Origin of the sequence: Streptomyces sp. 3330, from assembly GCF_031456635.1 — a bacterium.
GTDB lineage: Bacteria > Actinomycetota > Actinomycetes > Streptomycetales > Streptomycetaceae > Streptomyces.
In genome coordinates this window covers 427381-440512 of the sequence record NZ_JAVDVA010000003.1, presented here as the reverse complement: position 1 = coordinate 440512, position 13132 = coordinate 427381, and the positions used below count along the sequence as shown (strand labels likewise).

At 70.0% G+C, this 13132-nt stretch carries 16 protein-coding genes; 7 read left to right on the top strand and 9 right to left on the bottom strand.

What is annotated here, in order from left to right; all coding sequences use genetic code 11:
* Positions 1–201: 201 nt before the first annotated feature.
* Both J2X68_RS07865 and J2X68_RS07860 read left to right on the top strand, forming a co-directional pair.
* Positions 202–1215, top strand: coding sequence for a fatty acid desaturase (locus J2X68_RS07865; RefSeq protein ID WP_310431709.1), 1014 nt, complete (start codon positions 202–204; stop codon positions 1213–1215).
* On the top strand, positions 1212–1892 hold the full coding sequence (locus J2X68_RS07860) for a TetR/AcrR family transcriptional regulator (RefSeq protein WP_062645257.1): 681 nt from the start codon (positions 1212–1214) through the stop codon (positions 1890–1892). The genes J2X68_RS07865 and J2X68_RS07860 overlap by 4 nt, the downstream gene beginning before the upstream one ends.
* 289 nt (positions 1893–2181) lie before the next feature.
* Here the strand turns inward: J2X68_RS07860 and J2X68_RS07855 are convergent, their stop codons facing one another.
* The 3 genes from J2X68_RS07855 to J2X68_RS07845 form a co-directional block, all read right to left on the bottom strand.
* A complete protein-coding gene (locus J2X68_RS07855; protein ID WP_310431708.1) occupies positions 2182–2355 on the bottom strand; it encodes a CsbD family protein in 174 nt (57 codons plus the stop codon).
* A gap of 65 nt (positions 2356–2420) precedes the next feature.
* Positions 2421–2789: a VOC family protein gene (locus J2X68_RS07850; RefSeq protein WP_310431707.1), complete on the bottom strand. Its 369-nt coding sequence runs from the start codon at positions 2787–2789 to the stop codon at positions 2421–2423.
* Between the two features lies 1 nt (position 2790).
* A complete protein-coding gene (locus J2X68_RS07845) occupies positions 2791–3588 on the bottom strand; it encodes a trans-aconitate 2-methyltransferase (RefSeq protein ID WP_310431706.1) in 798 nt (265 codons plus the stop codon).
* An 89-nt stretch (positions 3589–3677) separates the two neighbouring features.
* On the opposite strand from J2X68_RS07845, the gene J2X68_RS07840 reads away from it, so the two are divergent.
* Positions 3678–4175 carry a MarR family winged helix-turn-helix transcriptional regulator gene (locus J2X68_RS07840; protein WP_057600602.1) on the top strand — a complete coding sequence of 166 codons (498 nt, stop codon included), beginning with the start codon at positions 3678–3680 and terminating at the stop codon, positions 4173–4175.
* Here the strand turns inward: J2X68_RS07840 and J2X68_RS07835 are convergent.
* Entirely contained in the window at positions 4134–4913 is a 780-nt protein-coding gene (locus tag J2X68_RS07835; protein ID WP_310431705.1) for a response regulator transcription factor, read from the bottom strand. The two genes, J2X68_RS07840 and J2X68_RS07835, sit on opposite strands and share 42 nt — an antisense overlap.
* 281 nt (positions 4914–5194) lie before the next feature.
* On the opposite strand from J2X68_RS07835, the gene J2X68_RS07830 reads away from it, so the two are divergent.
* Positions 5195–5638 (top strand): N-acetyltransferase, encoded by a 444-nt coding sequence (locus J2X68_RS07830; protein WP_310431704.1) that lies wholly within the window; start codon positions 5195–5197, stop codon positions 5636–5638.
* Positions 5639–5718: 80 nt separating this feature from the next.
* Here J2X68_RS07830 and galK read toward each other — a convergent pair whose 3' ends face one another.
* Genes galK through galT form a run of 3 tightly spaced genes read right to left on the bottom strand, consistent with a single transcriptional unit; the run spans position 5719 to position 8929 of the window.
* Positions 5719–6876, bottom strand: a complete 1158-nt coding sequence (gene galK, locus J2X68_RS07825; protein ID WP_310431703.1) for a galactokinase — start codon at positions 6874–6876, stop codon at positions 5719–5721.
* Entirely contained in the window at positions 6876–7871 is a 996-nt protein-coding gene (gene galE / locus J2X68_RS07820) for a UDP-glucose 4-epimerase GalE (protein ID WP_310431702.1), read from the bottom strand. The genes galK and galE overlap by 1 nt, the downstream gene beginning before the upstream one ends.
* A complete protein-coding gene (gene galT / locus J2X68_RS07815) occupies positions 7868–8929 on the bottom strand; it encodes a galactose-1-phosphate uridylyltransferase (RefSeq protein ID WP_310431701.1) in 1062 nt (353 codons plus the stop codon). The genes galE and galT overlap by 4 nt, the downstream gene beginning before the upstream one ends.
* 149 nt (positions 8930–9078) lie before the next feature.
* On the opposite strand from galT, the gene J2X68_RS07810 reads away from it, so the two are divergent.
* A complete protein-coding gene (locus tag J2X68_RS07810; RefSeq protein WP_310431700.1) occupies positions 9079–10779 on the top strand; it encodes a sodium:solute symporter family protein in 1701 nt (566 codons plus the stop codon).
* Positions 10780–10815: 36 nt separating this feature from the next.
* A complete protein-coding gene (locus tag J2X68_RS07805; RefSeq protein WP_310431699.1) occupies positions 10816–11196 on the top strand; it encodes a hypothetical protein in 381 nt (126 codons plus the stop codon).
* A gap of 84 nt (positions 11197–11280) precedes the next feature.
* Here J2X68_RS07805 and J2X68_RS07800 read toward each other — a convergent pair whose 3' ends face one another.
* Positions 11281–11550 (bottom strand): hypothetical protein, encoded by a 270-nt coding sequence (locus J2X68_RS07800; protein WP_057600609.1) that lies wholly within the window; start codon positions 11548–11550, stop codon positions 11281–11283.
* Between the two features lie 103 nt (positions 11551–11653).
* On the bottom strand, positions 11654–12067 hold the full coding sequence (locus J2X68_RS07795; protein ID WP_310431698.1) for an ATP-binding protein: 414 nt from the start codon (positions 12065–12067) through the stop codon (positions 11654–11656).
* Positions 12068–12272: 205 nt separating this feature from the next.
* On the opposite strand from J2X68_RS07795, the gene J2X68_RS07790 reads away from it, so the two are divergent.
* A complete protein-coding gene (locus J2X68_RS07790) occupies positions 12273–13124 on the top strand; it encodes a helix-turn-helix transcriptional regulator (RefSeq protein ID WP_310431697.1) in 852 nt (283 codons plus the stop codon).
* Positions 13125–13132 lie beyond the last annotated feature (8 nt).

Below are 13132 nucleotides of genomic sequence, written 5' to 3'. Positions count from 1 at the left end.
GCTGTCCGACTGTCTCCAAGGATAGGTGTCCCTGGGGACGCGCAGGTTGGCGGGCTCTTGCCGCCGAGCCGGGCACTGCCATACTTACGATGCCGTAGGTTACGGAACCGTAGGGAGCGTCGCATTGGTTCGTCGTGTGGCCTTCCGCGGGGTGCGGGACAACGGCATCTCCCTCATTCCGAGACCCCCCAGGGGACGCGCATGACCACAGGCAGCTCCAACGTGATCGATGACCCTTTGAAGGCGCCCGACGGCACCCCCACGCCCTCCGCCACGCTCGGTGGCGAGCAGAAGCGTTCGATCGAGCAGATCATGCTGCTGATCTTCATCGTCGTCCCGTTCCTCGCCGTGCTGGCGGCGGTGCCGCTGGCCTGGGGCTGGGGGGTGAGCTGGCTGGACCTCGGCCTGCTGGTCTTCATGTACTTCCTCGGGTGCCACGGCATCACCATCGGTTTCCACCGCTACTTCACGCACGGCTCGTTCAAGGCCAAGCGGCCGCTCCGGATCGCGCTGGCGATCATGGGTTCGATGGCGGTGGAGGGGCCGCTCGTGCGCTGGGTGGCCGACCACCGCAAGCACCACAAGTACTCCGACGCGGACGGCGACCCGCATTCGCCGTGGCGGTTCGGTGAGACGCTGCCGGCCCTCGTCAAGGGCCTGTGGTGGGCGCACATCGCATGGATGTTCGACGAGGAGCAGACCTCGCAGGAGAAGTACGCGCCGGATCTGATCAAGGACCCGGCGATCCGCGCGGTGTCCCGGCAGTTCGTCTACTGGACGATCCTGTCGCTGGCCCTGCCGCCGCTGGTGGGCGGGCTGGTGACGATGTCCTGGTGGGGCGCGTTCACGGCGTTCTTCTGGGGCTCCCTGGTGCGGGTCGCGATGCTGCACCACGTGACGTGGTCGATCAACTCGATCTGCCACGCGGTGGGCAAGCGCCCGTTCAAGTCGCGGGACCGCTCCGGCAACGTGTGGTGGCTGGCGATCCTGTCCTGCGGCGAGTCCTGGCACAACCTGCACCACGCGGACCCGACGTCGGCGCGGCACGGCGTGATGCGCGGCCAGCTGGACTCCTCGGCCCGGTTCATCCGGTGGTTCGAGAGGCTCGGGTGGGCCTACGACGTGCGCTGGCCGTCACGCTCACGTATCGATTCGCGCCGTAACGCGGGTGGGGACGGCTCCCGACGGGGGAAGGCCACCGCCGAGGCGGCATGATTGACGGCGTGGCGACCGATCCCAGCAGCACCCCCAGTAACGAAGCGAAGCCGCGGCGTGCCCGGCGCACCCGCATGACGGGTGCGGAGAGGCGCCAGCAGCTGCTCGAGATCGGTCGCACCCTGTTCGCGGCGAAAGGTTTCGAAGGCACGTCGGTGGAGGAGATCGCGGCGAAGGCCGGGGTCTCGAAACCGGTGGTCTACGAGCACTTCGGCGGCAAGGAGGGGCTCTACGCGGTCGTGGTGGACCGTGAGATGCGCCGGCTGCTGGACATGGTCACGTCGTCGCTGACGGCGGGCCACCCCCGGGAGCTGCTGGAGCAGGCGGCGTTCGCGCTCCTCGACTACATCGAGGAGTACACGGACGGTTTCCGGATCCTGGTCCGGGACTCCCCCATCCCGCAGTCGACCGGGTCGTTCGCGTCGCTGATCTCGGACATCGCCACCCAGGTGGAGGACATCCTGGGCCGCGAGTTCAAGAGCCGCGGCTTCGACCCGAAGCTGGCCCCGCTGTACGCCCAGGCCCTGGTCGGCATGGTCGCCCTGACCGGCCAGTGGTGGCTGGACGTGCGCCGCCCGAAGAAGGCGGAGGTGGCGGCCCACCTGGTGAACCTGTCCTGGCACGGGCTGGACGGGCTGGAGGCGAAGCCGCACCTGATAGGGCGCCGGAAGGCCTGACGGACGCCCTTCGCGCATGGCCGCCGCACACGGGCGCGGCGCACGGGTGACCACCGCGCACATGCACAGCGCACACGTGCACCGCGCATGTCCCCAGGCGGTACGCGCACCCGGGCACGGAGCACCGGCACACGGCCGCGGGGCACATGTGGCCGTGGCACACCTGCGGGCGGGGCCCCGACCTTCGTGGTCGGGGCCCCGCCCGCAGGGGCGACCCGGCGCGCTCGGCGCGTCGGCGCCGCACGACGCCCTCGGTCGTCCTAGTGCTTGAAGACGCCCTCGGTCGTCCTCAGTGCTTGAAGACGTCCTTGGTCTTCTCCTTGGCCTGCCGGGCGTCGCCCTTCGCCTGGTCGGCGCGGCCTTCGGCTTCCATCCGCTCGTTGCCCACGGTGCGGCCGACTGTCTCCTTGGCCTTGCCCTTGGCCTGCTCCATCTTGGCCTTGGCCTTCTGCTCGCCTGCCACTGTTCATCACTCCCAGTCAGGTCGGCGGGTGGTCTCAGTACGGCGAGTGACCCGTCCGGCGCGTCTCAAACCCCGTCGACGGGCTCCAGGAACTCCAGCCGGTTTCCGACGGGGTCACGGGCGTAGAAGCGGCGGTGTCCCGGCAGACCGGCGTCCCAGGTCACCGGGGTGCCGCGGGAGGCCAGCCGGGCGGCGTACGCCTCGATGCCGGTGACCCGCAGCCCGGGGTGGGCCTTCGCGGACGGCCGGAAGCCCGGCTCGATCCCGAGGTGCAGGTGCACGGCCCCCGCCCGGAACCAGCAGCCTCCCTTCACCGCGAGCACCGGCGGCTTGGGCACCTCGGTCATCCCGAGGACGCCGGTGTAGAAGCGGCGCAGCAGGTCCTCGGCACCGGGCGGGGCGGCGAGCTGCACGTGGTCGACGGCCGCCAGCACGTCAGGCCCCCTTCACGGCCACCGCGAACAGGCGGCGGAACGGCAGGACGGTGCCGTACTCCGCCCTCGGGTAGGCCTCGCGGAGCAGGTCGCGGTACTCGGTGACGAAGGCTTCGCGGGCCTCCGGGTCGTCGGCGAGCGCGTCGAGGGCGGGGCGCAGACCGGTGCCCTTCACCCAGTCGAGCACGGGGTCGTCGCCCTGGAGCACGTGGAGGTAGGTCGTCGTCCAGACGTCGGTGGCGCAGCCGAGGCGGGCCAGCCGGTCGAGGTAGACGCCGGGGGCGTGGACGGAGTCCTCGTGCCGCAGGACGTGGCCGAGGCGGCCCTTCCAGCGAACGCCGTTGCCGAGCTCGCGCATGAGGGCGTGCAGGGGCGCGTCGATGTTGTGGGGGACCTGGAAGGCGAAGGCGCCGCCGGGGGCGAGGCCGTCCAGCCAGCCGGCGAAGGCGTCGAGGTGGCCGGGCACCCACTGGAGGGCGGCGTTCGAGACGAGCAGGTCGTACGTCTCCTCCGGCGTCCAGGTGGCGAGGTCGGCGTGGGCGAAGTCGAGGCGCGCGCCCGCGTGCGCCGCCGCGTCGGCGAGCATCTGCGGCGAGTTGTCGTAGCCGGTGACGCGGGCGGTGGGCCAGCGCTCGGCGAGGACGGCGGTGAGGTGGCCGGGGCCGCAGCCGAGGTCGGCGACGCGGGGCGGTTCGCCGGGCAGGTCGGGGACGCGGGCGAGGAGGTCCCCGAAGGGGCGGGCGCGGTGACCGGCGTGACGCAGGTACTGGGCGGGGTCCCAGGTGGGGTTGGTCGTCATGACCGGTACTTTCCCCCGGTATTTATCTTGATGTCAAGAGACTCGACATCAAGAGACTTCACGTCGACACAACCACTACACTGATCGTCATGGAGGACGAGGTCGATCGGCTGGTCGCAGCGTGGCGCCGGGAGCGCCCGGACCTCGACGTGGAGCCGCTGGAAGTACTCAGCCGGGTGAGCAGGCTGGCCCGGCACCTGGATCGCGCACGCCGTCTGGCGTTCTCCGAGCACCAGCTGGAGCCCTGGGAGTTCGACGTCCTGACGGCGCTGCGGCGCGCGGGGGCGCCCTACCAGCTCTCGCCGGGCCAGCTGCTGACGCAGACGCTGGTGACCTCGGGCACGATGACGAACCGTATCGACCGGCTCGCGAAGAAGGGCCTGGTGGAGCGGCTGCCGGACCCGAGCGACCGCCGGGGTGTGCTCGTCCGCCTCACGGACGACGGCAAGGACCGCGCCGACCAGGCGCTCGCCGGGCTGCTCGACCAGGAACGGGCGATCCTGGCCGAGCTCTCCCACGCCCAGCGCGGTGAACTGGCGGGCCTGCTACGCCAGCTGACCGCCCCGTTCGACAACATCCCCGGCTGAGGGGCCCACCAGGTCGACGGGTCCCACGCCCGCCCGGCGCGCGAGGGCGACCGCGGCGAGGGTGGAGTGCACGCCCAGCTTGCCGAGGACGTTCTGCATATGGGTGCGGACGGTGTGCGGGGAGAGGAACAGGCGGTCGGCGACCGCCTTGCGGCCCAGTCCCGCGACCATGCAGCGCAGCACCTCCCGCTCCCTCGGGGTGAGCGACTCGACGAGCCGCTCGCTCTCGGTGCGGTGCTTGCGGGCGGCCGTCAGCTCCCGCAGCACGCCGGTGAGCAGGGCCGGCGGCAGATGGGTCTCCTCGCGCAGCACTCCGCGGATGACGGTCAGCAGCCGGGACAGCGAGCAGTCCTTCGCCACCCAGCCGGAGGCCCCGGCCTGGAGGGCGAGGGCCGCGCGGCGGGGATCGTCCTTCTCCGCGAGGACGACGATCCGGACATGGGGCTGCGCGGCGCGGACCCCCACGACCAGCGATATCCCGTCGACGAGCCCGTCCTCCCCCACCTCCTGCACGGGCACGGCGGGGCGTATGCCCGGCAGCGCGGCGCCGAGGTCGGCGTCGACGAGCAGCACGTCGTACCGGCGCCCCTCGGCGGCCGCGCGCTCCAGGCTGCGCAGCGCCGCCGGGCCGCTGCCGGCCGCGGACACGTCGACGTCGGGCTCGGCGGCCAGCGCCGCGGCGAGCGACTCGGCGAAGATACGGTGGTCGTCGACGACCAGTACACGAATGCGAACCACGAAACCCCCTCCCCCAAGCTCCTTGACAGAGCAGGGGATACCCCAAGGTCCGGAGACGGAGAACGACGACCGCGCGGATACGACGCCCGGTGGGGACACCGCTGCCGCAACGGCCGCCGCCGTGCAGAGACTGCTACCCCTACCGCGGGCGCCGTATCCGACTGTCTCGCCCCCTGATCAGCACCGGCCCCCACCGGCACTGTTCACAGGGTAGGGCCGCGGGCGTGGAGCGGAAGGCAAATTGCAGGATTGGTTCGGCCACCGCGCTTATGGTGTGCCGCATGTTTCGTCTTGAGACAGAAGTCGACAGGACTCGCCGCGATCTTCTCCGTTCGCGGCTTCTCGCCACCAACACCGAGGCCTCGCCGGTGCTGCGCGCGCTGCGCGGCACACCAGCGGAACGCGAGGCGGCGCTGCACGTGTGGGCGTCGGACCCGGAGGGCGGTCTGGCCGGCGGTCTGGTGGGCCACACCTGGACGACCTGGCTGCACGTCACCTACCTCTGGGTCGACGCCCGGCACCGGGGCACGGGTCTGGGCAGCGCCCTCCTCGGCGAAGCGGAGCGGGTCGCCCGCGAGCAGCGCGGCTGCGACCGCGTACGCCTGGAGACCTGGGACTTCCAGGCCCCGGAGTTCTACCGGCGCCGGGGCTACGAGGTGGTCTGCGTGATCGAGGACTATCCCCCGGGCCTGACGGAGTACACCCTGACGAAGCGGCTGGCGTAGCCCCTCCGGGGCGGGAACGGCGAGGGGCGGCGGGGGCGAGATCCCCTCGCCCACCCCACCGCCCCACGGCGAGGAACCGCTCAGCCCAGCCGGCGCGCCCCCGCCGCGGGGACCGCCTCGAACACCCTGGGCGCCTTGTGTCCCGCGGCCGCGAACGCCTCACCGACAGCCTTGGTGAGCGTCTCCACGTCGGTGGCCTCGGCCAGCACGATCGCCGAACCGCCGAAGCCCCCGCCGGTCATCCGCGCGCCGAGCGCCCCGTGGGCGAGCGCGGTGTCGACGACGAGGTCCAGCTCGGGGCAGGAGACCCGGAAGTCGTCCCGCAGCGAGGCGTGACCCGCCGTCAGGACCGGTCCGACGGTGCGGGTGTCGCCGCCCGACTCCAGGAGGGCGACGACCTGCTCCACCCGCTGGTCCTCCGTCACCACGTGCCGGACGAGACGGCGGACCTCTTCCTCGTCTCCGAGCCGGGCGAGGGCCTCGTCCAGGTCGGCGTACGCGATGTCGCGCAGCGCGTCGACGCCGAGGAGGGCGGCGCCCTTCTCGCAGCCGGCCCGTCGCTTGCCGTACTCGCCACCGCTGTGGGCGTGGGTGACCTGTGTGTCGACGACCAGCAGGCGCAGGCCCTCGGCGGCCAGGTCGAGGGGGATCTGCTTCTGCGAGAGGTCGCGGGTGTCGAGGAACAGCGCGTGGCCGGCCTCGCAGCACGCGGACGCCGTCTGGTCCATGATGCCGGTGGGCGCGCCGACGTAGACGTTCTCGGCGCGCTGGCACAGGCGGGCGAGCTGCCAGCCCTGGAGGCCGAGGTCGTAGAGGTCGTTCAGCGCCAGGGCCACGACGACCTCCAGCGCCGCCGACGACGACAGGCCCGCGCCCGACGGGACCGTCGAGGACAGGTGGATGTCGGCGCCGGTCACCTGGTGGCCGGCCTCGCGCAGCGCCCAGACGACTCCGGCCGGGTACGCCGTCCAGGCGTCGTCGGACTCGGGCGTGAGCTCGTCGAGCCGCAGCTCGGCGACGCCGCTGTCGAGGTCGGCCGAGTGCAGCCGCAGCACGCCGTCCGTGCGCCGTGCGACCGCGGCGACCGCGATGTGCGGCAGCGCGAAAGGCATGACGAAGCCGTCGTTGTAGTCGGTGTGCTCACCGATGAGGTTGACGCGGCCGGGCGCCGCCCAGACGCCCTCGGGCTCGGCCCCGTACAGCCGGACGAAACCCTCGCGAACTTCCTGTGCCCCCACTACGACTCCCTTGCGCTGCTTGCGATGTGCTGCGCGAACTCCCACGCGTCCGCGACGATACCCGCGAGGTCCGCGCGGGACGGGTTCCAGCCCAGCCGCTCACGGGCGGTGGCCGCCGAGGCGACCAGGACGGCCGGGTCGCCGCCGCGACGCGGGGCCACGACCTCGGGGATCGGGTGGCCGGTGACCTCGCGGACCGTCTCGATGACCTCGCGCACGGAGAAGCCGTTGCCGTTGCCGAGGTTGCAGATGAGGTGCTCGCCCGGCTCGGCGGCGGCGACGGCGAGGAGGTGTGCCTCGGCGAGGTCGGCGACGTGGATGTAGTCGCGGACGCAGGTGCCGTCGGGGGTCGGGTAGTCGTCGCCGAAGACGGAGATGGCCTCGCGGCGGCCCTGCGCGACCTGGAGGACGAGGGGGATGAGGTGCGACTCGGGGTCGTGGCGCTCGCCCTGTTCGCCGTACGCGCCGGCCACGTTGAAGTACCGCAGGGAGACGGCGCCGAGCCCGTGGGCTGCGGCCTCGCCGCTGATCATGTGGTCGACGGCGAGCTTGGAGGCGCCGTAGGGGTTCGTGGGCCGCGTCGGGGCGCTCTCCACGATCGGGACCTCCCGCGGCTCGCCGTACGTCGCCGCCGTGGAGGAGAAGACCAGCTTGCGCACGCCCGCCTCGCGCATGGCGCCGAGCAGGGCCATGGTGCCGCCGACGTTGTTGTCCCAGTACTTCTCGGGCTTGACGACGGACTCGCCGACCTGGGAGAACGCGGCGAAGTGGAGCACGGCGTCGAAGGAGTCGTCGAGCCACTTGGCGGCGTCGCGGATGTCGCCCTCGACGAACGATGCGCCCGCCGGGACACCCTCGCGGAAACCGGTGGAGAGGTTGTCGAGCACGACGACCTCGTGGCCGGCCTCCAGCAGGTGCTGGGCGACCACGCTGCCGACGTAGCCCGCGCCGCCCGTGACCAGATACTTGCCGCTCGTGCCGGTGGTGCCGCTCATGAACTCGCTACCTCTCGCAGTCGCCGGGCCGCGGACTCGGGCGGCACGTCGTTGATGAAGACGTTCATGCCTGATTCGGAGCCCGCGAGGAACTTCAGCTTGCCGGAAGTGCGGCGGATGGTGAAAAGCTCGAGATGGAGCGCGAAATCGTCCCGGTTGACGCCCTCGAACTCCTCCAGCGCGCCGAAGGGCGCCTGGTGCCAGGCGGCGATGTACGGCGTCGGCGGTTCACCTTCGCCGAAGATCCGGTCGAAGCGCCTCAAGAGTTCCAGATAGACCTGGGGGAACTCTGTGCGCGCCTCCTCGTCGAGGGCCAGCAGGTCCGGCACCCGGCGCTTCGGGTAGAGGTGCACCTCGTAGGGCCAGTGCGCCGCGTACGGCACGAACGCGACCCAGTGTTCACCCTCCAGGACGACCCGCTCGTCGGCGAGTTCACGCTCCAGGACGGCGTCGAAGAGGTTCTGCCCGCCGGTCGCCTCTTTGTGCGCCGCGACCGAACGCAGCATCAGGGCGGTGCGCGGAGTGGTGAACGGGTAGGCGTAGATCTGCCCGTGCGGGTGACCCAGCGTCACACCGATCTCGGCGCCGCGGTTCTCGAAGCAGAACACCTGTTCCACGGAGGGCAGATGCGACAGCTCGGACGTCCGGTCCGTCCACGCGTCGAGGACCAGTCGCGCCTGCTCCTCGGTGAGGTCGGCGAAGGACGCGTTGTGGTCGGAGGTGAAGCAGACCACCTCGCAGCGCCCGGAGTCGCCGGCCAGCGAGGGGAAACGGTTCTCGAACACGACGACGTCGTACGACGAGTCGGGGATCTCGCTGAGCCGGTCGCCCTGGGAGGGGCAGAGCGGGCATTCGTCGGCCGGCGGGTGGTAGATGCGCCCCTGCCGGTGCGAGGCCACGGCGATGGAATCGCCGAGCAGGGGGTCCCGCCGTACCTCCGAAGTGGTGACCGTGGGGTCCAGCGGACGCCTGTCCACCGCGTCGCGCACCGAGTCGTCCCGCTGGTCGTAGTAGATCAGCTCACGACCGTCGGCCAAGCGGGTCGAGGTCTTCTTCACCGCGACTCTCCATCCGTACCTCTAGACCCGCAGACCTAGATCCGTACACCTAGCGAAGCTTCCAACAGAACCAAACACATAAAACCATAAACCCCCACGCGAGTCACCACCACAACCAAACAAAGAACACCAAACGAAGTGAGCAGGGCATGCGAACCCCCACAGATCCGGCCTACACGGCAGCACAGCTGGCGGCAGAGCTGCGGCTGCCGACGAACTGGCTCGACTACACGATCCTCGGCATCTACTTCGTCGTGGTCCTGGGCATCGGCTTCGCCGCTCGCAGATCGGTGAAGACCAGCCTCGACTTCTTCCTCTCCGGACGCTCCCTGCCCGCCTGGATCACGGGCCTCGCGTTCGTCTCGGCCAACCTGGCCGCCACCGAGATCCTGGGCATGGCCGCGAACAGCGCGCAGTACGGCGCGTACACCGTTCACTGGTACTGGATCGGCGCCATCCCGGCGATGGTCTTCCTGGGCCTCGTGATGATGCCGTTCTACTACGGCAGCAAGGTCCGCTCCGTCCCCGAGTTCCTGCTGCTGCGCTTCGACCGGGGCGCCCACCTGCTGAGCTCGGCGCTGTTCGCCTTCGCGGCGATCCTGATCTCCGGCGTGAACCTGTACGCCCTCGCGATCGTCGTCGAGGCGCTGCTGGGCTGGCCGCAGTGGGTGGCGATCGTGGTCGCCGGCGCCTTCGTGCTGGCCTACATCACGCTCGGCGGCCTCTCCTCGGCCATCTACAACGAGGTCCTCCAGTTCTTCGTGATCCTGGCGGCGCTCATCCCCCTGTCGGTGCTGGGACTGAAGAAGGTGGGCGGCTGGGACGGCCTGACCGACTCGCTGACGAAGGCCCACGGGGACGACTTCGTCACCGCCTGGGGCGGCACGGGCATCGGCAGCGACAACCCGCTGGGGGCGAACTGGCTGACGATCGTGCTGGGCCTCGGCTTCGTCCTCTCCTTCGGCTACTGGACGACGAACTTCGCCGAGGTGCAGCGCGCCCTGTCGGCGAAGAACCTGTCGGCGGCCCAGCGGACCCCGCTCATCGCCGCCTTCCCGAAGATCTTCATCGTCTTCCTGGTGATGATCCCGGGCCTGGTGGCGGCGGTGCTGGTGCCGAAGATCGGCACGGCGGACTCGGACCTCCAGTACAACGACGCGATCCCCTACCTGATGGAGCAGCTCCTGCCCAACGGCGTGCTGGGCATCGCGGTGACCGGACTGCTGGCCGCGTTCATGGCGGGCATGGCGGCGAACGTCTCGTCCTTCAACACGGTGTTCACGAGCGACATCTGGGCGAAGTACGTGGTGCGCGGCCGCGAGGACACCTACTACGTCCGGTTCGGCCGTCTCATCACCGCGATCGGCGTGGCGGCCTCGGTGGGCACGGCGTTCCTCGCGTCGTCGTTCTCGAACATCATGAGCTACCTCCAGACGCTGTTCAGCTTCTTCAACGTGCCGATGTTCGTCGTCTTCATCGTGGGCATGTTCTGGAAGCGGGCGTCGAAGAAGTCCGGGTTCTGGGGCCTGCTCGCGGGCACGACGGCGGCGATGGTGAACTACTTCGTCCTCTACAAGCAGGACATCATCGGCATCCCCACCGACCAGGGCGCCAACTTCGTCTCCGCGATCGCGGGCTTCGTGGCGGGCGCGGTCGTGATGGTGGCGGTGTCCCTGTTCACGGCCCCCAAGGCGGACGAGGAGCTCCAGGGCCTGGTCTACGGCACCGTCTCCCCCGGCATGGCCGAGCCGCCGGCGGCGGGCGACGACGCGTGGTACCGGCGTCCGGCCCTGCTGGGCTGGAGCGCGGTGATCCTGGCCGCCCTGTGCTACATCCCGTTCTCGTTCTGAGCCCGGTCGCGAATACCGCGGGAGACTGGAGAGACCATGTCCGAGCAATTCGAACCGTCTGAGCGCGCCGAGGCTGCCGAGCGGCTGCGGCGGGCGGGGTACTCCGAGGCCGACGTCCAGCGGGAGGTCACGGAACTCGAGCAGAAGTCCGCGACCGCGGCCCGGATCTTCGACCTGCGCCGCATCATCGGCGGCCTGTTCATCGTCTACGGCGTGATCGTCACGATCGCCGGCCTCACGGACAGCGACGCGGAGATCGACAAGGCCCAGGGGATCAACATCAACCTGTGGACCGGCCTGGCCATGCTGGCCCTGGGCATCTTCTTCCTGGCCTGGCTGAAGCTGCGGCCCACGGCGCCGGTCACCCCGACGCTGCCGCCCGAGGCGCTGGGCGAGAAGGCCCCGCCCGGCGAGTAGCCGCGGCCGGGTCACAGGCCACACGCCACGAAGCCGAGCCGGCTCCGGGACCGACACGTCGGTCCCGGAGCCGGCTCGGTTCGTCTACTCGTGGTCGGCGACGTTCGCGTTGATGGCGTCGTCCCCGTTGTTGCAGATCTGCTGGGTCGCGTCCTGGTTCGACGAGAGGCCGAGCAGCGGGAGGTTCAGGTTCGGGATGTTGATGAGACCGAAGGAGATGTTCTCCACGTGGTTGGAGCACTCCCTGGAGTCCCCGTCCGCGCCGTGGACAGCGGCAGTGGCGAACCCGGCACCGGCCATGCCGAGGCTTCCGATCATGGCAGCCACGAGAGCGGTCTTGTGAAGCTTGCGCATTACATTCCCTTTTCCGGCTGAGTGACGTGTCCCGCTACAGAGCGAGACGTTACGATTACGCACGTTATGTCGTGATGATCTGCTTTGCACCACGGGTTGCGCCTTATGCCGCCGCCAGCTCGCACCACACGAGCTTGCCCCGGCGGCCCATCCGGGAGAGCGGCTGCCAGTGCCAGAGGTCGGAGCAGGCCCGGACGAGGACCAGGCCCCGGCCGTTCTCGGCGCCGGTCAGTTCGTCCGGCCGTCCCGGCGGCTCGGGCGGCTCGGGGTCCGCGTCCCAGGCGCCGATCTGCAGGACCCCGTCCCGCAGACGCAGCCGCAGACAGGCCGGGCCCTTCGTGTGCAGTACGGCGTTGGAGACCAGCTCCGAGGCGAGCAGTTCCGCGGTGTCGACCAGGTGGATCAGGCCGTGCAACGTGAGGATCAGGCGCAGGGTGCGGCGGCAGACGGTCACGGCTCTGGGGTCGCCCGGGATGTAGAGGGAGTACTCCCAGGAGTCGGGGGCGGTTTCGGACATGCGTCAACTCCGAGTGACGTGAGGGGATTTACGCGCGGTGGCGTTGCCGCAGCCGTCATGACAGGACGAAGCGGTGCACTTCCGCAGCGTGTGCGGTGCGTCACTGACGGTATTTCCTAAGATTAGGGAGGCGCAAGCGGTTGGCCTATCCTGACCCTCGAACGAGGTATGTCACCAGGGCAGTTGAGACGAGGAGGTGCGCTGCGTGCCACCCAAGAGGCATCTCACGGCCCGCAGGGTGCGACTGGGCGCTGAACTGCGCAAACTCCGCGAAGCGACGGGCATGAAGGCGCGGGAAGCAGCTGCGCTGCTCGGTGCCGACGCGGTCCAGATGAGCCAGATCGAGTCCGGCGTCGCGGGGGTGAGTCCGGAGCGTGTCCGTCGCTTGGCGGCCCATTACGCCTGCGCGGACGAGGCGTTGATCGAGGCCCTGATGGCCATGGCATCCGATCGGACACGCGGCTGGTGGGAGGAGTACCGCGGAGTCCTGCCGCCGGTGAATCTGGACCTGGCGGAGACAGAGCACCACGCGACGTTCCTGCGTGAAGTCGCGATCACCTATGTGCCCGGGCTCTTCCAGACTCCTGACTACGCCCGAGCGCTGTTCGGGTACATGCGTCCGGAACTGCCGGAGAGCGAGCTGATCCCCAGGGTGGAACACCGATTGCGGAGACGCACGGTGATCGAAGGCGACAACCCCACCTCCTACACGGCAGTCGTCCACGAGTTCGCTCTGCGCATCCGCGTGGCAGACAGGAATGTCTCCCGCACTCAACTCCTTGCGGTCCTGGAGCAGAGCGAGCACGACCACATCACCATGCGCGTCATCCCCACCGACCAGGACGGCTTCGGTGGCGCCGGAGCCTCGATGATGTACCTGGGCGGTCCGGTACCCCGACTCGACACCGGGCTGAGGGAAGGCGCGACCGGCACCGCGTTCATCGACGCAGAACCTCAACTGAACACTCTTCGAACGCTCTTCCATAAGGTGGAGAAGGCGACGCTGGACCCCGCAGCGTCCCGGGATTTCGTCCACCGCTTGTCGAAGGAACTGTGAGGCGCACC